The organism is Clostridium sp. AF23-6LB (assembly GCF_003461085.1).
GTDB lineage: Bacteria > Bacillota > Clostridia > Lachnospirales > Lachnospiraceae > Coprococcus > Coprococcus ammoniilyticus.
Genome location: NZ_QTWK01000003.1, coordinates 487,130 through 513,242 on the forward strand (window position 1 = coordinate 487,130; position 26,113 = coordinate 513,242).

A 26,113-nucleotide genomic window follows, 5' to 3' on the forward strand; every position below is an offset into this window, starting at 1 on the left:
CTATTCCTTTGTAAAGGATGCTGACAAGCCACTGGTGTTAAAGCTTGATGTTACATCCTGTCCTTCTGAATCTGTGATCATAACCGTAAATGTACCGGAATCCTCTGATAAACCGCTGATGGAATCTGCTCCGCCGATATCCAGTGGGAAGGACTCCTCTCCGGCTGCTCCGGAATATATCTTATAAGTTGCATCTCCGATCGTATAAGATACGGTCACTGATACATTACCTGCTGCCTCAAAATCATATCCTGCATTTGTGATAGCACCTGTAAATTTAACTGTATAGGAAACTGTTTCCGGTCCGTCACTGATCACATACTTGATCGTTGAACCTTCTTCTACCTTACTGTCTGCATCAATTTCCTGGCTGATCACCTTTCCTGCTTTTACATCATTACTGTATGCATGGCTTGGATTTCCAACCAATCCTGCATCACTCAGCAGAGATTCTGCTTCCTTCTCTGTCTTACCTACCAGATTTGGCACCGGTACATCCTGTACCTCTTTACCATTGCTGACAATGATCTTAACAGTAGAACCCTCCGGCTGCATTGTCTTTGCTTCCGGCGACTGATTGATTACATAATTTTTCTCTACTGTATCGTCATATTCATAACCATGGGTAACCGTAAAGCCTGCTTCTGTAAGCAAGGTTGTTGCCTGGTCATCGGAATATCCTCTGACATCCGGAACTTCTTTATCTTCCTTGCCTTCTGAAACCGTTACAACAATCTCCTCATCTGCTGAGACCGCCGTTCCTTCGTCTACGCTCTGACTGATTACATAGCCCTCCTGAACGTCATTGTCCTTCTTTGTTTCAAATGTATAATTTGTGAATCCTGCTTTTTTCAGTTCTTCTTCTGCTGCTGTTTTATACAGACCTACTACATTGACCATTGGAATCGTTGCCTGTTCACTTGTAGTAACATCATCTGTACTGGCATCACTGTTCTCATCTGTATCGTCAGTACTTTCTGTTGCTTCCGTAGTCGTCGGTGTATCTGTCGTATCCTTCTTTCCGGAGAATAGCTTGAAACCGGCAATCTTCGAAATCAATAATGCAACAAGGATTGCAATGATAACTACAACTGCAATACTTGATATCATAATGATCTTTTTCAGTTTTGGATCCAGCTCATCCAGTTCTGCATCGTCATCATCTTCCGGCTGTCTGAGTTCTTCCTCGTCCTCCTCCTCATCGTCGTCATCATCAAACAGATTATCAAATTTGGAAGGTGGTATGATCGGTGTGTCTTCCGGATGCTCTTCCGGTTCCAAATCTTCCTCATCCAACACAGGCTCATTCATCTGCCTTCCTTCTTTGATTGCTTTCATTTCATCCGAGGTCATTTCAACCGTTGGCGAACTTGGCACGATTGGAGGCACAACAACACAGTCAATATCCGGATTTGCCTGCACGCGCTTCAGATCTGCGATCAAAGCACTTGCTGTCAGATATCTGCGCTCTGCCTTCTTCTGTGTGCATTTCAAAATAATCTTTTCCAGACTCGTCGGTATGTCCGGATAATATTCTCTAGGGGAGATCATCTCACCCTGTATATGCATCAATGCAACCGCAACATTATTCTCTCCCTCAAATGGCACATGTCCGGTTACCATTTCATACATAGTGATACCAAGCGAATAAATATCACTTCTTTCATCACTGAAGCCGCCTCTTGCCTGCTCCGGGGAAATATAATGAACACTTCCCATGGCATTTGCTGTCATAGTATTGGAAGAAGCTGCTCTTGCAATACCAAAATCTGTAACTTTGATTCCGCCATTTTTTGACACAATAATATTCTGTGGCTTTATATCTCTGTGGATCGTATGATTCTGATGGGCTACTTCCAGTCCCTGTGCGATCTGGATCGCAATATTAATTGCCTCATCTGATTTCAGTCTTCCCTTTTCCTGAATATATTCCTTTAAGGTAATTCCTTCTACCAGTTCCATTACGATATAGTAAATGCCATTGTCCTCCCCGACATCATATACATTTACGATATTCGGATGGGATAATCCGGCTGCTGACTGCGCCTCGATCCTGAATTTTGTTACAAAATTCACATCGGAACTGAATTCCGGCTTTAAAACTTTTATTGCTACATATCGGTTCAGCACATGGCATTTTGCCTTATAAACCTCAGACATTCCGCCCGTACCGATCAATTCTATTATCTCATAACGATTACTGAGTATCATTCCTGGATTTAACATGTTTACACCTCTCACTATTTTACAGCAACCACAACGGAGATATTATCTTTTCCTCCGTAATAGTTCGCTCTGTCAATCAATTTTTCAACCGCTGCTGTAATATCCCCGCTGTCTTCCATCACGATTTCTTTTATCTCATCATCCTCGATCATATTGGTCAAGCCATCTGAACATAACAAAATCCTGTCATTTTCCTTCATATCTAACTCAAAGAAATCGATCATGACCTTATCTGATATTCCCAGTGCTCTGGTTATTATATTTTTTTCGGGGTGATTTCTGCCTTTATTTCTGTCTAACTGTCCGGATCGTATCAATTCCTCCACAAGGGAATGATCCAGAGTTACCTGTCTGATATCATTATCTATAAAATACAGCCGGCTGTCCCCGATGTTTGCAACATACAGGGCATCTTCCTCACATACAGCCGCCACAAGGGTCGTTCCCATCCCTTTCAGATCTTCGTTCTCCCTTGCCATTCTGTATATCTTATCATTTGCATAAACAATCGCTCTTTTTAGAACGGATACCGAATTGTTCAACGTGCTTTCTTTTATATATTCTGTTACACATTCAATCGCAGTCCTTGATGCAACATCACCAGCTTTATGACCACCCATACCGTCTGCTACTATGTACAGATTTGGCAGTGGCCCAATTGGCTCATCACAAAAGAAAATGCTGTCCTGATTCTGGGCTCGTTTCTTACCGATGTCTGTTCTACCATCCGATCTCATCTGATGCCTCCCGTCTAAAAAGTCTCTTTTGCCTCTTCATATTTTCTTCGAAGCTGTCCACAGGCAGCATCAATATCTCTGCCCATACTTCTTCTTATTGTAACATTTATATCTTTCTTTTCAAGTATATATTTGAATTTTTCAACAGAATCACCGAGTGAACGACAATACTCACGCTCTTTGATCGGATTTACCGGAATCAGATTCACATGTCCATGCATATTTTTTAGAAGCTCCGCCAGCTTATATGCATGCTCCGGTGTATCATTTTCATCCTTCACCAATGAATATTCAAAGGTTACCCTTCTGCCTGTTTTTTCAAAATAATACCTGCATACTTCCATCAGTTCTGCGATCGAATACTTATTTGCAATCGGCAACAGTTTTCTTCTGTCTTCATCCGTCGGACTATGAAGAGACAAAGCAAATGTAATAGAAAGTTCCTCATCTGCCAGTTTTTTTATTTGTGGAACCAGTCCGCAGCTTGAAACCGTAATATTTCTCTGGCTGATATTTTTGCCCCGCTCGTCATTGATGATCCGGATGAAACGGATCAGATTATCATAATTATCCAGAGGCTCTCCGGTTCCCATTACAACAATATTTGACACGCGTTCTCCTGTGATCCGTTCGATTGCATAGATCTGATCAAGCATCTCTGATGCTTCCAGATTCCGAATCAGACCGCCTATTGTAGAGGCGCAGAACCGGCATCCCATACGGCATCCGACCTGAGAAGAGATACAGACGGAGTTGCCATGCTTATACCGCATAAGCACACTTTCCAATACATTTCCATCCTGTAAACGGAACAGAAATTTATTGGTTCCATCCTGTTTTGATACCAGTCTGGTCACCTCTTCTACACCATGCATGCCCTGCTTTTTTATCTCCTCGATCAGTTTCTTTGGAACATTTGTCATTTCTTCCGCATCTGCAATTCCTTTTTCATGCACCCATTCAAATATCTGTTTTGCACGGAATGCCGGCTGTCCGACTGCCTGTACCCAGACTGCCAGTTCATCAAACATCATGGAGCGGATATCCAGTTTTTTTATATCTTCTATCTCTGTAAACATATCTTTCTCTTCCTGAACCATAGAATAACCGGAAAAGTGCTCTGCTCTCCGGTATCAATTTTCTTATCTGCTATTTCCGTCTGCGCAATCTTGAAATAAAAAATCCATCGCAGTGATCCACTCCCTGCAGCAAAGTGATATACCCTTTTTCTGCACGTTTTTTTAAACATTCCGGCATATAGTCAGAAAGGCTTTCCAGTTCGTACTCTTCATGTGCCTTTAAAAATGCTGTCACGTTTTCTTCATTCTCGATCCGGTCGATCGTACAGGTGGAATAGATCAGTGTTCCTCCCGGTTTTACATAGGCGGCACAGACATCCAGAATCGTCTTTTGTATTGCTGCAAGTTCTCTTACCATATCCTCTGTTACATGATATTTAATATCATTTTTTCTCGCCATAACACCAAGTCCGGAACAGGGAAGATCTGCAAGAACAACATCTGCTTTCTCAATCATATCCGGATCCGGAATCGCTGCATCCCATACCTTTGTTGATACGTTATGAAGCTCTAACCGTTCCAAATTCTCATCGATCTTATCAACCTTTTCTTCTGAGATATCACGCGCATATACATGTCCCTGTTCTCCGGTCTGTTCTGCCGCATACATGGTCTTTCCGCCGGGAGCTGCACAGACATCAAGAATCACATCACCCGATCTGATCCCTGCTGCAAGCACCTGCAGGCTGGAGCTCTCATCCTGAACCGTAAACAAGCCTTCATGGAATCCCGGAACCGTACGGATATAATCATATCCTGAAATAATCAGGGACGTCTGATTATAATATCCTTTTTCTACTTTTATGCCTTTTTCGATCAGAATATTCCGAAATTTCTCAGTTGTCGTCTGCATCGTATTTACACGGATCGTTGTGCCACGCTCCTGTTCGCCTGCCTGTAGGATCTGCTCTAACTGGTCTGTACTGTATTCCTTTAACAGAAATCCCACCAGCTCCTCCGGAACTGAATATTTCACAGACAGATATGATTCTACACCATCCTCCATGGAAGGATAAGTAATTGCAGCTTTGTTCCTGCATACACTCCGGAGCACGCCATTTACATACCCTTTTAATGTCCGGAACCCTCTTTTTCCTGTCAGGTTCACATATTCATTACAGGCAGCTTCATCCGGTACTGCATCCATATAAAAGATCTCATATGCTGCCATCCGTAAAATACAGCGGATGACCGGCTTACATTTTTTAATTTTTGTTTTTGAAAATTGATTAAGAATATAATCCAATCTGATCTTCTGCTCTGTTACACCCTCCGTCAACCGGCTGATGTAAGCACGTTCTTTTTTATTCATAAATTGATTTGCCCGGAGTGCTCCACCTAGAGCATCCCCTGCAAATCGATCATTACGGTCAATATCAAGCAGAATATCCAGAACGATCTCTCTTGAAGTTTTACTCATATATCATCTGACCTGTCTTAAGTTTATTTCCTGCAAGAAATGCTGCACAATCCATCGGCTTCTTGCCTTCCGGCTGAAGCTTTCTTATCATTAATGCTCCATTTCCACATGCAACCGTAAAGTTTTTCTTCGTCACACGAACGATCATTCCCGGAACGATCTGTGTTCCATCCTCCAATGCCTCCTCCGGTTGTTCACAAACGGAAGCCTCATAGATCCGTACAGTCTTCTGATTCATCTTCGTATAAGCAACCGGCCATGGCTGTAACCCACGGATCAGTCGTTCCAGAGAAGCTGCATCTTTTGTAAAATCAAGCTCTCCCATTTCTTTCTTCAGCATGGATGCGTAACAGCTTAACGAATCATCCTGTGGTGTCCGTATAGCTGTATGGTTTTCAAGCTTTGAAAGTGTAGACAGGATCAGCTCTGCACCTGCGTCTGCAAGTTTATCGTGAAGCGTAACTCCGGTATCGGTATCTTTGATCGGAACAACCGTCTTTTCGATCATATCTCCGGTATCTAATCCCTTTGCCATATACATCGTAGTAACACCGGATTCTGTCTCACCATTAATGATCGTCCACTCAATCGGAGCTGCTCCTCTGTATTTTGGAAGCAGTGACGCATGGATATTGATGCATCCGTACTGTGGAATATTTAAGATAGATTCCGGAAGGATCTGTCCATAGGCTGCTACAACGATAGCATCCGGCTGATAATCCCGGATAATCTGAACATTTTCTTCCTCCCTGAGTTTTATCGGCTGATAAACTGGTATATCAAGGGAAAGTGCCTTTTCCTTAACAGGTGTCGGCTGAAGTGTTTTTCCTCTTCCCTTCGGTTTATCCGGCTGCGTAAAACATGCAAGAACCTTGTGTCCTGCATCTACGATTGCCTGCAAAGGCTTTACAGCAAATTCAGGGGTTCCCATATATATAATATTCATACGATTGTATCTGCCTCCTTATAGTCATCTGGTAATTCTTTTATTCTGTCTCGTATAAGCCATCTTCTACTTTATCTTTATATAAGATCCCATCCAGATGGTCAGTCTCATGGCAAATTGCCCGTGCCAGAAGTCCTTCCCCTGTTACTGTGATCTCATTCATATCTCGATCCAGAGCTTTGCACACAACATGCATAGGTCTTGTCACCTGACCAACCTTACCCGGAAGGCTCAGACAGCCCTCATCTCCGGTCTGTTCGCCGGAAGTCTCTATGATTTCCGGATTAATGAGCGTCAACGGATTCTTATCTCCGATATCAATTACAACGATTCTTTTTACAATTCCTACCTGTGGCGCTGCAAGCCCGACACCATTTGCCTCATACATGGTATCAAACATATCATCGATCAACTGAGATAACCGTGGAGTCATCTCCTTAACAGGCTTACATATCTTTCTTAAAATACTGTCGCCATCGATTCTTATCTTTCTTGTTGCCATCTCACGTTCTCTCCTTAATACATATTTAAAGGATTAAAGTCAAATTGAAGACTTAAATCCTGAACTTCTTTTTTCTCTGATATATATTGTTCTATCCGATCTTTTAAAACCACCAGCTCATTATACCGATAATTCTTAATATAGACAACCCTTCTGTAAATATCACGGATTTTTGCAATTACCGGAGCTGACGGTCCGATTATCTTCATGTTCCGATCATCTACCGAACAGCTTCTGATATAATCACAGATATCTTCCGCCATCTGATCCAGAAAAGCTTCATCTGAACTTACCATCAATACCACCATCATATTCCATTCCGGCGGATATTTCATCAGTCCCCGATATGCCTCTTCTTCTTTATAAAAATAAGAATAATCCTGTTCGGCTGCTGCTTTTATCGCATAATGCTCCGGCTTATAGGTCTGGATCACAACCTTTCCCGGCTGTTCCCCTCTTCCGGCTCTTCCTGCCGCCTGGGTGATCAGATCAAAGGTTCGTTCTCCTGCCCGGTAATCATTCTGAAACAGCGTAAGGTCTGCAAGAATGATCCCAACCAGTGTTACATTTGCAAAATCATGTCCTTTTACGATCATCTGTGTTCCGACCAGAATATCAGCTTCTCCGTTTCCAAACTTTTCCAGGATCTGTTCATGCGCATTCTTCGCAGTTGTTGTATCCTTATCCATACGAAGGATCCTCGCCTGTGGAAACAATCTCTGTACCTCTTCCTCCACCTTCTGAGTTCCGGTTCCATATCCGCCGATCAACCCTGAATGACAGGACGGACATACTTTTGGCTGAGGCATCTGGAATCCACAATAATGACAGATCATCCGGTTATTTTCATGCCTGGTCAGGCTGACATCACAGTGCGGACATTTAAGTGCCTCACCACAGTTTCTGCATGAAACGAAGCTGTTATATCCTCTTTTATTGATAAATAACATTACCTGCTGCCTGCGGGCAAGCCGATCCGCGATATCATCTGCAAGCTCCCTGCTTATGATAGATCGGTTTCCTGCTTTTAATTCCTTTCTCAGGTCAACGATCGAGGTCTTTGCGAGCTGTCCGCTTCCCGCTCGTTCATGCAGTTCAAGCAAACGATACGTCCCGTTAAGTGCCCTGTGATAACTCTCAACGGACGGAGTTGCCGAACCAAGCAGTACACTTGCATGTTCAAGCTCTGCCCGCTTTACTGCAGTCTCACGGGCATGATATTTTGGCGGATAATCACTCTTATAACTGGATTCGTGTTCCTCATCTATAATAATGATTCCCAGATTCTGAAATGGTGTAAATAATGCCGAACGTGGACCGATCACAACATCTACATCCCCGTTCTTTGCCCGCATGAACTGGTCATATTTTTCTCCATCACTCAATCTGGAATTCAGGATTGTCACCCGGTCTCCAAAGTAATTCCTGAAATACCGTACGGTCTGATATGTCAGTGCAATTTCCGGGATCAGAACGATCGCCTGTTTTCCCATCTCCACTGTTTTCTTTACAATATTCACATAGACTTCTGTCTTACCGCTGCCGGTAATTCCATGCAGCAGATAAGTCTGTTGATGTCCCTGTTCCATATCATGGGTTATCTCATCTACTACAATCTGCTGTTCTTTGTTTAAAGTGATCTGAAATCCCTCTTTATAGTCATAAATCCCCGCCGTCCGATATCGTTCTTTGCTGATGACTGCGATGATTTTTTCCTGCTGCATCGCTTTCAGTGTAACCGAAGAGATATTCAGTCTCTGTCTGACAATATCCATTGACAGATACCGTTCCGGCAATTCTTCCAGCGCCTGTAGCAGCCGCAGCTTCGCCTGTGCATGTTTTTTCTGATATCGTTCTCTGACCTGTGCTAACTGTTCTGCATCCATCTGATCCGTCAGCACAACCATCTGATCCGTCAACTGCCGGATCGTCTTCTTTACCGGCATTACCATGCGGATTGCATTGATCATTGTAGATCCATAGTTCTCCCGGATCCATGCAGCGAGCGCAAGCAGTCGTCCTTCCACCGGAACCGACCGATCACAAAGTTCTGCAATCTTCTTGATCCGATCCGGCTGATATTCCGTCTGATCCGAAAAACCGATCACATACCCTGTACGAAGGTGGTTGCCTCTGCCAAATGGGATTTTAACCATGCTTCCTATCTGGATTTTTTCCTGTAATTCATCCGGTATCCGGTATTGAAACGGCCGGTCAATGGCTTCATGCGAAATATCGATTATTATATCCGCATATCTTGGTAACATCTTCTTCCTCCAGTATCTCCCGGATCAGGTCTCTCTCATCCATGTGATATTTCACACCCTTGATCTCCTGATAATCCTCATGTCCTTTACCTGCAAGTACGATCACATCGCCCGGTTCCGCATGCATGATAGCATACCGAATTGCTTCCTTCCGGTCAATGATCTCTACATATTTTCCTGTTGTCTTATCGATTCCTGTTTTTATATCATTGATGATTGCCTGTGGATCTTCTGATCTTGGATTATCCGATGTTATGATCGTGAGATCTGCCATATTTCCGGAAACCTCGCCCATCTCAAATCTTCTCTCTTTGGAACGGTCTCCTCCACATCCAAACAGGCTGACCAGTCTGCCAGGATTATATTCACGCAATGTTTCCAAAATGCTTTCAAGACTGACTGCATTATGTGCATAGTCGATCATGATCGTGAATTTGTCTGAGATTGGGATCAGTTCTACTCTTCCCTTTACCTTAATTGTTTTCAGGATTGCCTGTATCTTGTCAAATGAAACGCCCATCAGATCTGCAACTGCAATCGCTGCCAGTGAATTATAAATACTGAAATTACCCGGAAGATTAACCAGAACATCACCATTTAATTTTCCAGACAAATGATAACCAATACCCAGATGTCCGTCTTTGTTATACAGATTATGATCGTTTGCCTTGTAATCATAATCGCCATGAATTCCATAAGTCACAATCTTGCAGGCTGCATGCTCTGTCATCGTATCTACATGTGCATCATCTGCATTGAAGATACCCGTTTTGCACATCGTGAATAATTTGCTTTTCCACATTGCATATTCTTCAAATGTCTTATGTTCATTTGGTCCGATATGATCTCTGGAAAGATTTGAGAAAATACCGTAATCAAAATCAACCCCTGCCACACGGTCAAGCATCAATCCCTGTGAAGACACTTCCATAACAACACTGTCTAAGCCATTGTCGAGCATGTCCTTTAACTTCTTATGCACGATCATGGATTCCGGTGTCGTATTGTTCGCCGGTATGACTTCTTTTCCATCCATGATCTCAATTGTACCAATCAGTCCGGTCTTGTGTCCTGCACTCATCAGCATCTCACGGATCATATATGTTGTTGTTGTCTTGCCCTTTGTTCCTGTAATGCCGATCACTGTCAGCTTGGACGAAGGATTTCCATAAAAATTGCTGCTGACGATTCCCATCGCATACCGGGTACTTTCAACCTTTACGATCAACACACCCGGAACTGGATTTACGTCCTTCTGGACGATCAGACAGACAGCTCCTTTTTCTGTTACATCTTTTATATATTCATGCCCATCAAACTTGGCTCCCACTATACAGAAAAACAATCCCTGTGCTCCAACTTTTCTGGAATCATTATAAATCTCTTTTATCTCAATATCTTCATCTCCGCAGATAACCGAATACTGCAGTCCCTTTAATAATTCGCTTGCTTTCATATGCTGCTCTCCTTTTTAGAAAAGAAAAAGGTTGCGCAAAAATGCAACAACCTCTTTTTTTATTAGTTATCTTCTTCGTCGTCACCGACAATCTTTACTTTGCCGCTGTAAAGCTCATCAACTGCTATGGATAAAGGCTTATTGCTTGCTGTATTTACAAGTGGCTCCTGTCCTGCTATTATCTCTCTTGCGCGCTTAGCAGTTGCAAGCACGATAGAATATCTGCTCTGAACTACCGGATGTTCTCCAGGTTCAACCTCTGAATTTACAACTGCCATTAAGTCTGTGTATGATGGATGTAACATAAAATTATATCCCCTTTCTATATTTTTTCTTACCAGATGCCTTTCAGGTCATCTCTTATTTCTTTTATATAAGCCTGATTATTTGATGTTCTGCATGCATAGCCTACGATCACTGAATTCACCGTCTGTATACATTCTTCCAGATCATCATTGATCACTATGTAGTCATATTTATCCATGTCTGCAGACTCTTCTGTTGCTTTCTTTAAACGCTTCAGAATTACATCCTCTGCTTCCGTTCCTCTGCCCCGCAGTCTGTCGCGCAGGCTGTCAATGCTCGGTGCACTGATAAAGATCAGCAATGCATCAGGGTACTGTTCTTTGATCTTCATAGCACCCATGACTTCTATCTCAAGGATAATATTTTTACCCTGATTCAGACTTTCTTCCACAAATTTTCTTGGTGTACCATAGTAATTCTCAACATATTGTGTCCACTCGATAAATCCGCCATAATCTATCAGATTCTCAAATTCGCTCTTATCCATGAAAAAGTATTCTCTTCCATGTTCTTCTCCGGTCCGTGGACTTCTGGTTGTTGCTGATATCGATAATTCATATCCATAATCAGACACCAGTCTCTTTACAACGGTACCTTTTCCGACTCCGGAAAAACCTGAAATTACAATTAATGAACCTCTGTTTCCCATCTTTGTTTACTCCAAATTCTGTATCTGTTCTCTGACTTTTTCAATGTCCGTCTTTAATTCGATTGCACGGTTTGATACATCCAGTGAGTTTGCCTTGGAAAGGATCGTATTCGCCTCTCTGTTCATCTCCTGCGCAATAAAATCAAGTTTTCTTCCAACACTTCCACCTGCCTCCAGAATCTTTCTGGTGCTGTCAATGTGGCTCTTCAGACGAACCGTTTCCTCATCTACACAGATTTTATCCGCATATATAACAACCTCGGTTGCAATCCGGTTCTCATCGATTGCTGAGCTATCAATCAGTTCTGAAATCTTGTCGATCAATTTCTGACGATAAGCTGTTATAAGCTCCGGTGATACTTCTTCAATATAATCGACTGCAGCCGTCATATTGTCAAGCTTCTCCAGCAGATTAACCTTCAGGTTCTCACCTTCCACCATTCTTGACTTCACAAACTTATCAGCCGCCTCGTCAAGTGCACCTTGTATCAGGCTCCATAACTCATCTTCATCTACTGTCTGCTCTTCCAGAACAAAAACCTCCGGAAGTCTGCATATAATCGATGGACTGATATCATTTGTAAGATTAAAATCTGCTGCCATCTGATTCATATAGCCAACATATTCCTCTGCCAACTCTTTATTATATTTTACTGAGACATTTGTCTCGGTCAGATCTTCATAAGTGATAAAGACATCTACCTTACCACGTTCTATATACTTCTTTAAATATGCTCTTATAGTTGTTTCAAAAAAACTCAGTTTCTTTGGTGTTTTTACATTGATCTCGCAAAACCTGTGATTAACAGCCTTAATCTCCACAACTATCTTACGGGCTCCGGAAACGACTTCGCTTCGTCCAAAACCTGTCATGCTCTTAATCATAAAAATCACATTCTCCTTAAAACAATGGATACTATATTATACTTCAACCGCCATAAAAAATCAAATATTTTATCTCGTTACTTCTTCTATTCCACGGATCACCGGTTCTGCTATCATTGAATAATTCGTATGATAGATGACAAATCCCGGTTTGGCTCCTGCCGGCTTCTTCAGATTCATCCGTTTTGTATAGTCGATCTCCACCTTTGGATTCTCTCTTCCAGACGAATAATATGCTGCAAGCCTTGCCGCCTCTTCATAGGTCTGATCCGGAAGTTCTTCTGCTCCCTCCATCCGTACGATCACATGCGAGCCCGGCATCTTCTTTGCATGGAACCACATGTCCCCGCCATTTGCGAACTTAAATGTCAGTTCATCATTCTGCAGATTATTCTTGCCGACATATATATGAAAACCATCAGATGATATATAGTGATATGGCTTGCTCTTGCTGGTATGCTTATCCCCTTTTTTGCCATATCTTCCCTTGATATATCCGCTGATCATCAGCTCTTCTTTTACCTGAGCTAACGCATTTTCATCCAGTGTCATATCGATAAATGTCTGAACCGATTGTAGATATTCCAATTCATGTCTGGTCTCAACAGTCAGCTTTTCTAACGCCTCATATGTCCGCTTCTGCTTGTTGTACTTTGCAAAATACCGTTTGGCATTCTCAAGCACCGATATTGTCGGATCGAGTGGAATCTCGATTTCTTCATTTGTGTAATAATTCAATGCACGGAAGCTCTTTGTTCCCTGCTCCACTCCATATCCATAGGTATTGATCAGCTCACCATATACCTTATATTTCTCCCGACCTTCGGTATCCTTCATCTGCTTTAACTGCAGATCATATTTCTTGCTGGCTCTTTCAATCGCAGTTGAGATGATTTTCCGCAGATCTGCTGATTTCTGCCGGATTCTTGTTACCTTGCTCTTCTTAAAGTAATACTCATCTAAAACCTTTGAAATTTCATCCTTATCTTCTACCTGATAATTCTGATACATACTGAGTCTTACTGATGAAAATTCAACCGGAATATACCCATCATATACAATATTCGGCACATAGTTTTCTGTCTTTATATCGGAAACCATTTTCTCAAATTCCTGATACAGTTTCTCTTTCTGAATATCCGTTAACGCTGCTGTTGACTGTCCGCCATCGATTCCCACACGATAACAAAGCTCATTTGCGATCAGGGGTGAAATACCTGTAACTGAGGTATAAATTGCCTTTGTAACAGTCACAGGCTTTGTATATACCGCAGATGCAAAATAATCCTGATCTGCATCATATGGAGAACGCTTATCACCGGACGGCGGATATACATAAGCTTTACCTGGAAGGACCTCTCTCACCGAGCTTACCAGATGGGATATATGCTTGATACTGTCAATGATCATTCCATCCGCATCCGTGAAGATAATATTACTGTGCTTACCCATGATTTCTATAATAAGCTTCTTTTTGCACAGATCTCCCATCTCATCGAGGTGCTCGATCGTGAATTCCACGATACGTTCAAAGCCCGGCTGGCAGACATCTACGATCCTGCCATTTCCGATATGCTTACGAAGCAGCATACAGAAATTCGGAGCTGTCATCGGATTCTCCTTAGGCCCCTGCAGCAGATAGATCAGAGGCAGACTTGCATCTGCAGATAACAGTAAGCGGTAATTCTCCCTGTTGTTTTTTATAATAATATTCAGTTCATCATTTTCCGGCTGGTAGATCTTATAGATCCTTCCATCCACTAATTTCTTTTTCAGATCACTTACAACATTTGATATTACAACTCCGTCAAAAGCCATATGAAACCACCTTTCCTGCACAGATCCACCTGTTTTCGTACGACCGCAGCCCCAGATCTGTATGTTCTGCGGTAAAAAGGCAGAAAATGTATCGCAACATCTTCTGCCTGATTTTTCATTTATGAAAAATGAGTTTAACCGTTTGTTTTTATAATGAATTGTAAAGATCGTTATAGATCTTTGCTGAATTGTACCAGGAGTAATCCATTCTCATGCCACGCTCCTGAATACCATACCATGCGTCTTTGTTGTTATAATAAACTTCCTTTGCATAGTTGATCGCATCTAACAGCTCATATGCATTATAATTTGCAAATGAGAAACCTGTACCTGTATTCTCAAACTGGTTATATGGTTCTACTGTATCTTTCAGACCACCAGTCTCTCTTACGATCGGAACTGTTCCATAACGAAGTGCCATTAACTGGGTCAGACCACATGGCTCAAATCTGGATGGAACAAGCATAACATCACAGCCCGCATACATCTTATGGGATCTTTCATCCGAATAATAAATATTCGCAGAAACCTTTGCAGGATGAATGCCCTGATAATAACGGAACATATCTTCATATCTGCTGTCACCGGTTCCAAGAACGATGAACTGGACACCATCACAACAGATATCATTCATAATGCGATCAACCAGATCAAGTCCCTTCTGGTCTGTCAGTCTGGATATAATACCGATCACAAACTGTTTATCATCCTGTGGAAGTCCACATTCCTTCTGAAGTTCAACCTTGTTGATCTTCTTCAGTTCACGGAAATTGTCGACACTGTAATTCTTGTACACCTGTGAGTCTGTAGCAGGATTCCATACATCGTAATCAATTCCGTTTACAATTCCCCAGAGTGACTGCCATCTTGCACTCAGAAGCCCATCCAAGCCTTCACCGTAATATGGTGTCTGAATCTCTCTGGCATATGTGTTACTTACTGTTGTGATCTTGTCTGCATATACAAGACCACCCTTTAACATACTTGCATCTTTTCTGACTTCCAGCTTATCCGGTGTGAACACATAATCCGGAAGACCGGAATCTGCCTTGAGCGTATCGATATCCCACTTACCCTGGAACTGTAAATTGTGGATTGTCATAACAGACTTCATGCCACTGAAAAACGGATTTCCGGCAAATAACGTTTTCAAGTATACCGGAACCAGACCAGCCTGCCAGTCATGGCAGTGCAGAATATCCGGCTGGAATCCTACTGCCGGCAGAATACATAATGCTGCCTTTGAAAAGAAGCTGAACTTTTCAATATCCCACTTTACATCTCCGTATGGGGTAAATCCATTGAAGTAATATTCATTATCAATAAAATATACTTTTACTCCTTCGTATTCCAGATACATAACCCCGACATAATCATTCTTATATCCGATATCCATATAGAAATGGGTCAGATACTGCATTTTTTCTCTGTATTTATTTGGAATACAAAGATAGTTCGGCATGATAACCCGAACATCATATTCATTTCTGTCAAATATTTTTGGAAGTGTTCCTACAACATCCGCCAGACCACCCGTTTTGATAAATGGTACACACTCTGAAGCAATATAAGCAACTTTCTTCATCTTCTCTTATTTCCTCCCATGGAATAACTCCAAAATAATATTAATTTTATCATATTTATACATATAATTCAATGAATAAAGGTGCTGCATTTTATTGCAATTATAAAATTTGGCTGTAGACTTTTGGTCACTTTTCCATTATGATGAAAATGATCGGTCAACACAGTTTTGAATGGTATCCGGCATACCCGGAAATGACCGTCAATTTTATTTTAATAAGGAGACCAAACATGGCAAAACAGAATGATGATGAATTAGATGATATCGAAATGATGTCACTTGAACTCGACGACGGAACAAACCTCGAATGTGAGATTGTTGCTACCTTTGATGTTGAGGATACCTCTTATATTGCTTTGCTTCCTGTCGAAGCACCGGAAGGTTATGATGATGACGAGGTTCTTGTATACCGTTATATTGAACTTCCAAACGATGAATTCACACTGGAACCAATTGATGATGAAGAAGAATTCGATATGGTTGCTGATGCTTTTGATGAAATTCTGGATGAGATGGAATTCAATTCCATGTCTGAAGATGACTAATCATCTTCAGACACAGTAACCAGATTATTTTTTATCGTATATTCGATACTTAATGTTTTTGTAATCTGATCTTTTTCAAAATACACACAGATTTTTTTATCATCCACAAATGTTATGACACCTTTGCCATATCGTTTGTGGATGATTTTATTTCCAACCTGCAGCATATCATAGTCGATCACCATTTCTGTTACAAACCGGGAAATCTGTCCCGTCTTTCCATACACCACCTTCGGTACATAGATATACAGACCATATCGTGCCCTGGTAACGGCAACATAGAACATTCTCCGTTCTTCCTCCAGTTCCGCATCTGTGACCGATTTCTTATGGGGCGTCATTCCTTCTACTGCATTCATGATAAATACCTGATCAAACTCCAGTCCTTTTGCCCCATGCATCGTCGCAAGTACAACTGCATCCTTTGCGTGTTCCGCTGTTTTCCCCTGTTCCTTCAGTTTTATCCTGTATTCATTTAACAGGTTAAACCACTCAATAAAGGAATCGGCACCTCTTGCCATCTCCTGAAATTCATCCGCAATATCCATATACTCCTGTGGATCGATTCCTCTATATGAAGCATATTCCTTCAGATATTCATCATACCCAACCGCTTTCCTGATATAATTAACGGCTGCATATGGTTTTAATTCTGCGATTCTCCTGAAATCCGTTTCCAGGGTTACCAGATTCTGCACTATCCTGTGATTGTCCTTATAGAATTCCTGCATCCGCTCCAGATCTACCGGATCAGTTTCCAGACACTCCCGGCTTATATACCGGTTCGGTCGATTTATGATCCGTAAAAATAATGCCCGTTCTCGGTTTCCAAGTGCTGCCTTAATATAATCAAGGATATTCACAACGACAAAATGGGAAAACAGATCCGGCATATTATCCTTCATCCGGAATGGAATATTATTCTGCATCAGCTTCATTGCAAGTCCGGATGGTTCCGAATTGGTACGATAAAGAATAGCAATATCCAAATATGGGATACCCTGCTGATTCATCTCCCGGATTTTCTGTATGATACCATCTGTTTCCTGCCGCATTCCCTCGACTTCAATCACATGCACACGCTCACACTGACTTTTCTCAAATGCAGACCGGATCTCCTTCTGATACCGCTTCTTATTGTTCTTAATGATACGTCCTGCCGATTCCACGATTGCACTGCTGCATCTGTAATTTATACTTAAGCAGACCATCCGGGTATCCGGGAAATCATCCGGGAAGCCAAGCATGATCCTCGTATCTGCGCCACGGAATCCATAAACAGACTGGTCGTCGTCTCCCACCGCAAATATATTATGTTCTTTTCCTAACAGCAGCTTCACAGTCTGATACTGGATCCTGTTAATATCCTGAAACTCATCAATCAGAATATACCGGAACCTCTGCTGCCACATTCTCCGGATATCCGGTCTATCCCGAAGCAATTCATATGTAAATACGAGCATATCATCAAAATCAATCTTATTATTCGCCCGAAGTACCTCTTCATACTCCCTGTAAGCGATCCGGAAATCTTCCGGCTTCATGTTCATCGAATGATACTGTCCGATCGGTGTCAGTTCACTTTTTACCAGACCGATCTCTGCAATTACATTTTTTGCAAAATCATCCTGTCCATTGTATTCCATATTATGTTTTTCAATAATACTGCGAATGATCTGATATTTCTCCGATTCCAGTATGATATTGCTTCCATTATATCCATAGGCTTGACGTAAGATCATAAAGAATACCGAATGAAAGGTTCCAAAAGTAACACCACTCGAATATCCCATTATTTTCTCAAACCGGCTTTTCATCTCACCTGCTGCTGCCTTGGTAAAAGTGATCACCAGGATCTGACTTCCATTTACCCGACCATGCTCCAACATATATTTCACCCGGTGCGTGATCACCGTCGTTTTTCCACTTCCCGGTCCCGCCAGAACTAGCATTGGCCCTTTTTCATGCCGGATCGCTTCTAATTGTTCCTTACTGAATTGCTGTTTTTCTTCCAATCGTTCTTCCCTTCAACAGAAAAGAGAACAGGACGGATACAACCATCTGTCTGTTCTCTTTCTCTTTCCTGTTATAAAATTCTGCTGTAGTTCTTCTTTATCAGATTATCTACCGCAGCATTTCTTATACTTCTTACCACTACCACAAGGGCATGGATCATTTCTTCCAACCTTTGGAGGCTTTACAAGTGTTCTGGATGTCTTCTCTTTCTTATAGAGTTCATCTCTCTTTTCCTGTGTAAGGATCTTGTCCCATGCAGGTAATGTATATAACCATTCTGCATTGCATCCAACCATATTCATATACAGCTTCTCATAATCAATACCAAGTGTTACTTCTGAATCCTCTGTAACCTCGTCGAGATTATTCGATGTGATCAGACTGTCATCAATTCCATCCAGGAAACCGATCATGGTCTGGATACTTACTTCAAACTTCTCTGCAAGTGCCTTTACTGTTCCTTTTACAGGATCTGCCTTTGGATTTGCAAGAATTATTTCATAAATACCTTTTTCTGCCTGAAAATAATCAAACCAGAACTGCTTTCCTTCTGGTGTTCTGTCATCAAAACCATACGCATAATCGCGCCACTGTGATAATAAACTCATGTTACATACCTCGTTTCAATTTTTAAAACTTTATAGAGTATATCAGATAATCCCTTATTTTTCAACATTATTCTTTTTTGTTTCATCTGACGACACAGCCTGATCTGCCAGTTCTTTTCCTTTTGCTGTAAGCAGCTTTGTGATCAGACTGATTCCATAAAATAATACCGGGACCAGAATGCACAGAAATAATGCCGCTGAAAAATATTCACTGCCTGTTATTCCCAAGATAAATGCCCAGACAACCAGTCCAAGAATCACAAGGACCATAAGAAAGGCTGCTATCCGCTTCATTTTCTCCATTAAAGTTCTTCCTTTATCTTCTTAAAATATTGTTTTATGTTCTGCTCATATCCATTATCCGTCGGTTCATAAAACTGTCTGTCTGCGATCTCATCAGGCAGATACTGCTGCTTTACATAATGATTTGGATAATCGTGTGCATATTTATAACCTGTATGTCCAAGCTTCTTTGCTCCGCCATAATGTGCATCCCGCAGATAGACCGGAACCTGTCCTGTCTGCTCATGTTCCACAACATTTTTTGCAGAAAAGATTGCATTCACGATCGCATTACTCTTTGGAGCGCACGCCACGTAGATCGCCGCATGTGCAAGTATGATCTGAGCCTCCGGCATACCGACCCGCTCTACCGCCTGCGCACATGCTGTTGCAACACAGATTGCATTTGGATCCGCATTTCCAACATCCTCACAGGCACATATCATGATCCGTCTTGCTATAAATGTAATGCTTTCTCCACCGCACAGCATCTTTGCCAGATAAAATACGGCAGCATCCGGATCGGAACCACGCATACTCTTGATAAATGCAGAAATGATATCATAATGATTGTCTCCGTCCTTATCATATCGGAATGCTCTTCTCTGAATACATTCCTCTGCCACCGACAGCGTAATATGAATCTGCCCATCTGCTTCCGGTTCAGAAGAAAGAACTCCAAGCTCTACTGCATTTAGTGCACTTCTGGCATCACCTTCTGACATATCACTTAAGAATTCCACGGCATCATCATCTATACATGCATTAAAGGCTCCCATGCCCTTCTGGTCATAAACAGCCTTTAATATGATCTCTTTTATATTTTCTTTTGACAACGGTTTTAATTCAAAAATATTAGATCTTGAAATTAAAGCCCCATTCACTTCAAAGTAAGGATTCTCTGTCGTTGCTCCGATCAGGATGATCGTTCCATCCTCCACAAATGGAAGCAGATAATCCTGCTGTGATTTATTAAAGCGATGAATCTCATCAATAAAAAGTATGGTTCGTTTTTCATACATTGCCTTCATATTCTTCGCTTCTTCTATGATCTGCTCCATATCCTTCTTACCGGAGGTTGTTGCATTGATCTGCTTGAAATCCGCCTTTGTCGTATGTGCGATCACCATGGCAAGCGTCGTTTTTCCGGTTCCCGGCGGTCCGTAAAAAATCAGCGAGCTAAGCTTATCCGCCTTTATCGCACGATAGAGTAATTTCTCTTTTCCGATAATATGCTCCTGCCCGATCACCTCATCCAAGCTCTCAGGTCGCATTCGTTTTGCCAGAGGAGAATCATCATCCTTCTGGTTTTCTCTCATATAATCAAATAAATCCATTCTTATTCATCCTAAATAACATCAAGCTTCTTAAGGATCTCGTTGAATTTCATAATATCAATCGGTTTGCAGATGTAATCATCATAATCATCACTGGCCTGATTGCTGTCAAAGCTGGTTTCATCCAGTGCACTTGTCATAATAACCTTTGACCGTAACATTCTGGATACGCCATGCTTTCTCTCTGCATTTCGAATCGATGCAAGTACCTTATATCCATCGATCTTCGGCATCATGATATCCAGACAGACAAGTTCAAAATTTTCGCCCTTTTCCAAATGATTTACAAATTCATCAACAGCTGCAATTCCATCTGGTGTAATTACAACTTCTCCAAATTTACTTAAATATTTTGATAAAAACTTTGCATTTGCAACATCGTCCTCAGCAATTAATATTCTCATGACAAACTTCCTCCTACTTTAAAATCTAAGCATCTTTTCAATCTGGTTCAGCATCTCTTTTACTTCAACACGAAATGTTTTCTTGGAATATTTGGTTCTTCGCTCTAAAAGACCCTCTGTAAATATACCGTTAAACATCAATGTCAATTCCCGTGGGGTAAATACCTCCCGAATCTCTCTGTCTGCTATAGCGTCTTCAAACAGCTTACAGACAAATTCATTTCTCTTCAGAATACATTCAGAAATAACCTCTCGTGTCTCACTCAGATGCAATAATTCCTCATAATGCAGCATAATCGCACCCATACCGATATAATTATCATAATAGGTTGCATATGTATCTGCATAAAACCGTAACTTATCCATATTCGATCCGGTCTGGTGATCCACGGTCATCTGGATATTCTTATCAAATGCCGCATACTGTACGACCACTTCCGTCAATACTTCATCAATACCCCCGAAGTATTTATAGATCAAAGTTTCGGATATATTTTCCTTACGAGCCAGATTCTTGGTTGTCAGAGCATTCAATCCCAGATCGCCTATTAATTCAACTGCCGATGCAACGATCTTATCCCTTCTTGAAACGTAATTCTCAGCCACACCGTTCTCCTCTCAACACATAAACTTACACCCAATATATACTATATAATTCTATGTCATGCTCTTTCGTTTGTCAATCAAAAAAGCTTCAAATTAATATACGCAGAACACAGTTGTAAACTTCTCTTTTTTCTTTTGTTTTCAAGGTGCTTTTATGCCTGTGTTTCTGATGAAACACCTGTTTTTATACAGTTACAGTCGTCAGCATATGCTTTTTCCGGTCGTAATAATAAACATTATAAGAAAGGATATCCTGTCGGTGAAGCACACTGTCATTTGCTTCTTTCACAATATCTGCCAGCATCTTTGGCTCCGACACTTTTCCAGCCTCCACAAACATACACTCATGAATACTGGACGGCATAATATAGATACTGTCCCCGGCAAGCTCCGTACACATATCAAGGATTCCCCGGTACAACATAGCTCCGGCTCCGTTTAATCCCATTTCATTTGATATTACATACAGTTCTCCGCACTCGCCCGAAAACTCATCTTCCACAAATGCTGGAAGACAGTTTCTCGCCTTCAGATATGCTGTGATCCGGTCGATCACTGGAGGGAAATATCTTGGAGTATTCTTTTCTGCCAGTTGGTAAAGTGTCTTCGTATCTGTATGCCATCGTTTCAGATCATCCTCTGATACCGTTGAGGATGCCAGACCATTTTCACCTTTATGAAAGACACATCGAAATATGATCGCCAGATCATGAAACGGAATATACGGAACATGCTCCAGATATTCTTCATTCATACTTTGATTCACAACCGTATAGATCAGCCGGTTCTTCACCCAGTTAAAATCCATATAGTTCTGAATTTCATTGTCGGATGATACTTTGGTACATCGTTCCGTAAAGATATCCTTTATCCTCAAAACAACAGTATGTATCTCCTCCTTTTGAATATCCTCTCTGTAAAAATCATCAATATATATCGTTGGTGTTATCATGGAATTTCTGTCCCTTATATTGATTCCTGTAAGGATCAGCCCATTATTTTTTACAACTCTGGTAACCGCAACCTCCATATTGTCCGGTTCAAATAAAACCGCCAGCCCATCTCTGACTGTTTCTGTAAATTCATTAAATTTCATTTTATCTCTCCTTCGCAGCTTCTTTGTCTGAAACATTTCGAAAAAATGATAAAATCCGGATTCTATTACTGAAATATTTCTTCCATCATGATAAAGAATTTCCTATGTACCGTCAACATTTTGCGTGTGTTTATTTGTAACAGCTTGTGCGTTTCTGTAACAGTTTTTCTTCCGAACAAGCAAAAACGGATGTGTATTTCGCATCTTTCTTATCAAAATCTGCAAAAAACACATCCGCTCTTATATTTTTTTATCGATGGATAACAATGCTTTTATCCGCCTGCTCACAGGCAAAACCAGCCATCCCTATTTATATTCTTTTACACATTTTGTCAAAAAACTGACAAATGCGTCCATCTCTGCATCCGTTCCGATCGAGATTCTCAGATAATTGTCAATCCTTGGCTTATCAAAATAACGCACATAGATATTATTCTCTTTTGCCGCAGCAAAGATCTCCTTTGCAGGAATACTCTCATGTGTTGCAAATACAAAGTTTGCAGATGATGGCAGACAGGTAAATCCAAGCTCTGCTATCTCTTTCACAAATCTTTCTCTGGTTGCAATGATCTGTCCAACCTTCTCCCTGAAATATGCATCATCATGAATGGATTCTACACCGAGCACCAGAGACGGTCGGTTCATCGTATATGAATTATAGGAGTATTTCACATCATTTAAGGCTTTGATCAGTTCAGGGTTGCTGATCGCATAACCGATTCGAAGTCCCGCCATGGAACGTGATTTTGAAAAGGTTCTGACTACCACAAGATTGTCGTATTTGTCGATCAGCGGAAGTGCTGTTTCTCCTCCAAAATCAATATATGCCTCATCTACGATCACGATCACGTCCGGATTGTTCTTTATGATCTCCTCTACATGATCCAACGATTCGTAGATACCGGTCGGTGCGTTTGGATTCGGGAATACGATTCCACCGTTTTCGCCCTTATAATCATCTATCTTCAGACGGAAGTTCTCATCAAGTGGCATCTGCTTATATGGAATCCGGAACAGTTCTGCCCATACATCATAAAAAGAATATGTGATATCCGGAAACAGAATCGGTTTATCCGAATTAAAGAAGGTCAAAAATGACATTGCAAGTACATCATCGGAACCTACACCTACAAATACCTGTGATGCATCCACACCATGATACTCCGCCAGTGCATCCACCAGTGCGCCTGCTGTCGGATCCGGATATAACCGTAACAGATCCTCATTATCCTGAACCGCTTTTACTCTTGGAGACGGTCCATACGGATTCTCATTTGTATTTAATTTGATCACATTTGTATTTTTTGGCTGCTCACCAGGTACATATGGCTCAACCTGACGAATATTATCTCTCCATGATGCCATGATTTATCCTCCATGTTTTCTCTGCTAATCAGCAGGTTATCGTTTTCAGTTGTCTATTCTATCATTTTGCAGGATGAGATACAAGATAAGAATCATCTGACACTTATTTATAAAAGGACTCTCCAGTTATTCTCACATTTTCCCTGCACGACCAGATTTTCATCTCCGATCAACTGGTAATTATCATACCCCATTGTGACATCTGCAATTACATCAACTGCATTTTTTCCAATGCTTTTTTCATTATTAATCTGCTGCCTATTTCCTTGTGCAACCAGGTTAACAACCTTATTCTGCATCTCGTTTGAAGATTTTCTTGTTATTATAAATGAAACAACCCCTACTGTTATCGTGATCACAATAAAAAACAGCAGTATTGTCTTTGCCTTAAATTTTCGTATCTGAATTTCTGTTTTTGTATTTTCTGAAAATGCCATTTTCCGCTCCATATTCAAACCGACATACTACAACCTTCGTTCTATGCCGGGGATAGGTACATTCTATATCTGTACTGCCCGGATAGAAATGTTATACTCAATTTTTCAGATATGACAAATAAATCCTTTTATAACAGAATGTGTGTTTTCCAAATTCCGGCTTTGTAAAATAAAAATGATATTATAGCTCCAACAGCTGTCGCGATCGGTATAGATATCGCAATTCCTCTTACACCAAGTTCACAAAGGAACGCCAGAACATATGCTAACGGAATACGAACGATAAATGCAGATATCATATTTGTAACCAGCGTAATCCATCCATTTCCAGTTGCGGTTGAAACCGTATTAAATGACATGATAAATGGAAGTCCCACATATTCAAACGAAAAAGCAAAGATATATGGCAGACCATAGGCCAGGACATCTTCTTTTACGCCAAACAGATGAAATATCTGCTCCGGGAATATGTGCATCAACGTAAACACGACCAAAGACACACCAATACAGAGAACCAGACAACAGTGCATAGTCTTTGATGATCGTTTCACATCTTTCTTTCCCATATTCTGTGCGATCATAGCTGATGCAGCCGAGCTGATCGCTGCTTCCGGAAGAATAGCAAATCCATTAAAATTATTTACTATTCCTGCTGCAGCCGATGCCGCTACGCCCCCCGCCCTGTTAATGAATGTAGTCAAGATCAAAAACGAAAAATTTGTACCAACCATTTGAATACTAAGCGGCAATCCGGTACGAAACAGAGTGTGGAATTCCTCTTTTATAAAATGGAAAGAAGATGGTTTGAAATCAAACATAAAATCATGATGTTTTAAATATATTATACAAAATAACATCGAACAGCCCTGTGCAAATACAGTTGCAACAGCGGCACCACCGGCTCCTAAATGAAATCCGGCAACCAGCACCAGATCCAGAATAATGTTGATCACACATGCAATCATAACAAAGATCATCGGTGTCCGGCTGTCACCAAGTCCACGCATAATTGCACTTAATGCATTATAACCATAAATAAATAATAAGCCCAAAGTGCAAATAAACAAATACTGTTCTGCCTGTGAAAATGCCTCTTCAGGTGTATCAAGTAATCGAAGTAACGGCTGTTTTAATATAAATAACAGTACCATAAATACTGCTGCCATAACTGTCAATGTTATGAGTAATGTACTGATTGCTCCATTGATCTTATCCTTACGCTTTGATCCAAGATAATTTCCAAGCATCACAGTTCCTCCGCCTGACAGTCCCGCGGCAAGATTTGTCAGGATCACAAGCACCTGTCCTCCGATATTCGCTGCCGATATGGAATTTGTTCCGCCAAAATGTCCTAAAATGATCAGATCTATCAGACTGTATAAGGACTGGATCAAATTACTGATAAAAAACGGCACAGCAAACCATACAAGCTGCTTCCAGATATTCCCTTTTGTAAGATCATGTTCAAATGTACTCATGTCTGCATTCACCTCTTTTGTAATTAAAATGGTATATATTCTTTATTAAATCCATGTTTTTAC

General features: G+C 41.1%; 24 protein-coding genes. 1 reads left to right on the forward strand and 23 read right to left on the reverse strand.

What is annotated here, in order from left to right; all coding sequences use genetic code 11:
* From pknB to glgA, 13 genes are all read right to left on the reverse strand, one after another.
* A complete protein-coding gene (gene pknB, locus DWY07_RS09295; protein WP_117822799.1) occupies nucleotides 1-2,226 on the reverse strand; it encodes a Stk1 family PASTA domain-containing Ser/Thr kinase in 2,226 nt (741 codons plus the stop codon).
* A 14-nt stretch (nucleotides 2,227-2,240) separates the two neighbouring features.
* Nucleotides 2,241-2,963 (reverse strand): Stp1/IreP family PP2C-type Ser/Thr phosphatase, encoded by a 723-nt coding sequence (locus tag DWY07_RS09300; RefSeq protein WP_117822801.1) that lies wholly within the window; start codon nucleotides 2,961-2,963, stop codon nucleotides 2,241-2,243.
* 14 nt (nucleotides 2,964-2,977) lie between these two features.
* Nucleotides 2,978-4,042 (reverse strand): 23S rRNA (adenine(2503)-C(2))-methyltransferase RlmN, encoded by a 1,065-nt coding sequence (rlmN, locus tag DWY07_RS09305; protein ID WP_226801112.1) that lies wholly within the window; start codon nucleotides 4,040-4,042, stop codon nucleotides 2,978-2,980.
* Between the two features lie 70 nt (nucleotides 4,043-4,112).
* A complete protein-coding gene (rsmB, locus tag DWY07_RS09310; RefSeq protein ID WP_117822805.1) occupies nucleotides 4,113-5,462 on the reverse strand; it encodes a 16S rRNA (cytosine(967)-C(5))-methyltransferase RsmB in 1,350 nt (449 codons plus the stop codon).
* The gene (gene fmt / locus DWY07_RS09315; protein ID WP_117822807.1) at nucleotides 5,455-6,408 is read right to left on the reverse strand and encodes a methionyl-tRNA formyltransferase; all 954 of its coding nucleotides are present in this window, start codon (nucleotides 6,406-6,408) and stop codon (nucleotides 5,455-5,457) included. The genes rsmB and fmt overlap by 8 nt, the downstream gene beginning before the upstream one ends.
* Before the next feature lie 40 nt (nucleotides 6,409-6,448).
* Nucleotides 6,449-6,910: a peptide deformylase gene (gene def / locus DWY07_RS09320; protein WP_117822809.1), complete on the reverse strand. Its 462-nt coding sequence runs from the start codon at nucleotides 6,908-6,910 to the stop codon at nucleotides 6,449-6,451.
* Between the two features lie 14 nt (nucleotides 6,911-6,924).
* Nucleotides 6,925-9,177 carry a primosomal protein N' gene (gene priA, locus DWY07_RS09325; protein WP_117822811.1) on the reverse strand — a complete coding sequence of 751 codons (2,253 nt, stop codon included), beginning with the start codon at nucleotides 9,175-9,177 and terminating at the stop codon, nucleotides 6,925-6,927.
* A complete protein-coding gene (locus DWY07_RS09330; protein ID WP_117807719.1) occupies nucleotides 9,134-10,633 on the reverse strand; it encodes a UDP-N-acetylmuramoyl-L-alanyl-D-glutamate--2,6-diaminopimelate ligase in 1,500 nt (499 codons plus the stop codon). Before DWY07_RS09330 ends, priA begins: the two co-directional genes overlap by 44 nt.
* 62 nt (nucleotides 10,634-10,695) lie before the next feature.
* Nucleotides 10,696-10,938 (reverse strand): DNA-directed RNA polymerase subunit omega, encoded by a 243-nt coding sequence (gene rpoZ, locus DWY07_RS09335; protein WP_021943235.1) that lies wholly within the window; start codon nucleotides 10,936-10,938, stop codon nucleotides 10,696-10,698.
* A 29-nt stretch (nucleotides 10,939-10,967) separates the two neighbouring features.
* Entirely contained in the window at nucleotides 10,968-11,588 is a 621-nt protein-coding gene (gene gmk, locus DWY07_RS09340) for a guanylate kinase (protein ID WP_021943234.1), read from the reverse strand.
* A 6-nt stretch (nucleotides 11,589-11,594) separates the two neighbouring features.
* Nucleotides 11,595-12,473: a YicC/YloC family endoribonuclease gene (locus DWY07_RS09345; protein WP_117822813.1), complete on the reverse strand. Its 879-nt coding sequence runs from the start codon at nucleotides 12,471-12,473 to the stop codon at nucleotides 11,595-11,597.
* Between the two features lie 69 nt (nucleotides 12,474-12,542).
* The gene (locus DWY07_RS09350; protein ID WP_117822814.1) at nucleotides 12,543-14,291 is read right to left on the reverse strand and encodes an NFACT RNA binding domain-containing protein; all 1,749 of its coding nucleotides are present in this window, start codon (nucleotides 14,289-14,291) and stop codon (nucleotides 12,543-12,545) included.
* A gap of 148 nt (nucleotides 14,292-14,439) precedes the next feature.
* Complete coding sequence (glgA, locus tag DWY07_RS09355; protein ID WP_021943231.1) at nucleotides 14,440-15,876, reverse strand: glycogen synthase GlgA; 1,437 nt, start codon at nucleotides 15,874-15,876, stop codon at nucleotides 14,440-14,442.
* A gap of 230 nt (nucleotides 15,877-16,106) precedes the next feature.
* On the opposite strand from glgA, the gene DWY07_RS09360 reads away from it, so the two are divergent.
* Nucleotides 16,107-16,421, forward strand: coding sequence for a DUF1292 domain-containing protein (locus DWY07_RS09360; protein WP_021943230.1), 315 nt, complete (start codon nucleotides 16,107-16,109; stop codon nucleotides 16,419-16,421).
* On the opposite strand, the gene DWY07_RS09365 is transcribed toward DWY07_RS09360, so the two are convergent.
* The 10 genes from DWY07_RS09365 to DWY07_RS09410 all read right to left on the reverse strand — a co-directional run bounded on the left by DWY07_RS09365 (nucleotide 16,418) and on the right by DWY07_RS09410 (nucleotide 26,050).
* Nucleotides 16,418-18,436, reverse strand: a complete 2,019-nt coding sequence (locus tag DWY07_RS09365; RefSeq protein WP_117807722.1) for an ATP-dependent helicase — start codon at nucleotides 18,434-18,436, stop codon at nucleotides 16,418-16,420. The genes DWY07_RS09360 and DWY07_RS09365 overlap by 4 nt on opposite strands.
* 105 nt (nucleotides 18,437-18,541) lie before the next feature.
* The gene (locus DWY07_RS09370) at nucleotides 18,542-19,045 is read right to left on the reverse strand and encodes an SEC-C metal-binding domain-containing protein (RefSeq protein ID WP_021943228.1); all 504 of its coding nucleotides are present in this window, start codon (nucleotides 19,043-19,045) and stop codon (nucleotides 18,542-18,544) included.
* Between the two features lie 54 nt (nucleotides 19,046-19,099).
* Complete coding sequence (locus tag DWY07_RS09375; protein ID WP_117822816.1) at nucleotides 19,100-19,348, reverse strand: hypothetical protein; 249 nt, start codon at nucleotides 19,346-19,348, stop codon at nucleotides 19,100-19,102.
* On the reverse strand, nucleotides 19,348-20,664 hold the full coding sequence (locus DWY07_RS09380; RefSeq protein ID WP_117822818.1) for a replication-associated recombination protein A: 1,317 nt from the start codon (nucleotides 20,662-20,664) through the stop codon (nucleotides 19,348-19,350). Before DWY07_RS09380 ends, DWY07_RS09375 begins: the two co-directional genes overlap by 1 nt.
* Before the next feature lie 11 nt (nucleotides 20,665-20,675).
* On the reverse strand, nucleotides 20,676-21,068 hold the full coding sequence (locus tag DWY07_RS09385) for a response regulator (RefSeq protein ID WP_021943225.1): 393 nt from the start codon (nucleotides 21,066-21,068) through the stop codon (nucleotides 20,676-20,678).
* Nucleotides 21,069-21,086: 18 nt separating this feature from the next.
* Entirely contained in the window at nucleotides 21,087-21,674 is a 588-nt protein-coding gene (locus tag DWY07_RS09390; RefSeq protein WP_117807723.1) for a TetR/AcrR family transcriptional regulator, read from the reverse strand.
* Between the two features lie 184 nt (nucleotides 21,675-21,858).
* Entirely contained in the window at nucleotides 21,859-22,770 is a 912-nt protein-coding gene (locus tag DWY07_RS09395; protein WP_117822820.1) for a DUF5688 family protein, read from the reverse strand.
* A 306-nt stretch (nucleotides 22,771-23,076) separates the two neighbouring features.
* Nucleotides 23,077-24,135, reverse strand: a complete 1,059-nt coding sequence (gene hisC, locus DWY07_RS09400; protein WP_117822822.1) for a histidinol-phosphate transaminase — start codon at nucleotides 24,133-24,135, stop codon at nucleotides 23,077-23,079.
* Between the two features lie 107 nt (nucleotides 24,136-24,242).
* On the reverse strand, nucleotides 24,243-24,572 hold the full coding sequence (locus tag DWY07_RS09405; RefSeq protein ID WP_117822824.1) for a hypothetical protein: 330 nt from the start codon (nucleotides 24,570-24,572) through the stop codon (nucleotides 24,243-24,245).
* Between the two features lie 128 nt (nucleotides 24,573-24,700).
* On the reverse strand, nucleotides 24,701-26,050 hold the full coding sequence (locus tag DWY07_RS09410) for an MATE family efflux transporter (RefSeq protein ID WP_117822826.1): 1,350 nt from the start codon (nucleotides 26,048-26,050) through the stop codon (nucleotides 24,701-24,703).
* Nucleotides 26,051-26,113: the final 63 nt, after the last annotated feature.

Coding starts and splice junctions, on each gene's coding strand:
- DWY07_RS09300 (WP_117822801.1), bottom strand. CDS start 2,963: ATGAGATCGGATGGTAGAACAGACATCGGTAAGAAACGAGCCCAGAAT.
- DWY07_RS09330 (WP_117807719.1), bottom strand. CDS start 10,633: ATGAAAGCAAGCGAATTATTAAAGGGACTGCAGTATTCGGTTATCTGC.
- rpoZ (WP_021943235.1), bottom strand. CDS start 10,938: ATGTTACATCCATCATACACAGACTTAATGGCAGTTGTAAATTCAGAG.
- DWY07_RS09360 (WP_021943230.1), top strand. CDS start 16,107: ATGGCAAAACAGAATGATGATGAATTAGATGATATCGAAATGATGTCA.
- DWY07_RS09345 (WP_117822813.1), bottom strand. CDS start 12,473: ATGATTAAGAGCATGACAGGTTTTGGACGAAGCGAAGTCGTTTCCGGA.
- DWY07_RS09350 (WP_117822814.1), bottom strand. CDS start 14,291: ATGGCTTTTGACGGAGTTGTAATATCAAATGTTGTAAGTGATCTGAAA.
- DWY07_RS09380 (WP_117822818.1), bottom strand. CDS start 20,664: ATGGATTTATTTGATTATATGAGAGAAAACCAGAAGGATGATGATTCT.
- rlmN (WP_226801112.1), bottom strand. CDS start 4,042: ATGTTTACAGAGATAGAAGATATAAAAAAACTGGATATCCGCTCCATG.
- DWY07_RS09375 (WP_117822816.1), bottom strand. CDS start 19,348: ATGGAGAAAATGAAGCGGATAGCAGCCTTTCTTATGGTCCTTGTGATT.
- DWY07_RS09410 (WP_117822826.1), bottom strand. CDS start 26,050: ATGAGTACATTTGAACATGATCTTACAAAAGGGAATATCTGGAAGCAG.
- pknB (WP_117822799.1), bottom strand. CDS start 2,226: ATGTTAAATCCAGGAATGATACTCAGTAATCGTTATGAGATAATAGAA.
- def (WP_117822809.1), bottom strand. CDS start 6,910: ATGGCAACAAGAAAGATAAGAATCGATGGCGACAGTATTTTAAGAAAG.
- rsmB (WP_117822805.1), bottom strand. CDS start 5,462: ATGAGTAAAACTTCAAGAGAGATCGTTCTGGATATTCTGCTTGATATT.
- fmt (WP_117822807.1), bottom strand. CDS start 6,408: ATGAATATTATATATATGGGAACCCCTGAATTTGCTGTAAAGCCTTTG.
- DWY07_RS09405 (WP_117822824.1), bottom strand. CDS start 24,572: ATGGCATTTTCAGAAAATACAAAAACAGAAATTCAGATACGAAAATTT.
- DWY07_RS09370 (WP_021943228.1), bottom strand. CDS start 19,045: ATGAGTTTATTATCACAGTGGCGCGATTATGCGTATGGTTTTGATGAC.
- glgA (WP_021943231.1), bottom strand. CDS start 15,876: ATGAAGAAAGTTGCTTATATTGCTTCAGAGTGTGTACCATTTATCAAA.
- gmk (WP_021943234.1), bottom strand. CDS start 11,588: ATGGGAAACAGAGGTTCATTAATTGTAATTTCAGGTTTTTCCGGAGTC.
- DWY07_RS09385 (WP_021943225.1), bottom strand. CDS start 21,068: ATGAGAATATTAATTGCTGAGGACGATGTTGCAAATGCAAAGTTTTTA.
- hisC (WP_117822822.1), bottom strand. CDS start 24,135: ATGGCATCATGGAGAGATAATATTCGTCAGGTTGAGCCATATGTACCT.
- priA (WP_117822811.1), bottom strand. CDS start 9,177: ATGTTACCAAGATATGCGGATATAATAATCGATATTTCGCATGAAGCC.
- DWY07_RS09395 (WP_117822820.1), bottom strand. CDS start 22,770: ATGAAATTTAATGAATTTACAGAAACAGTCAGAGATGGGCTGGCGGTT.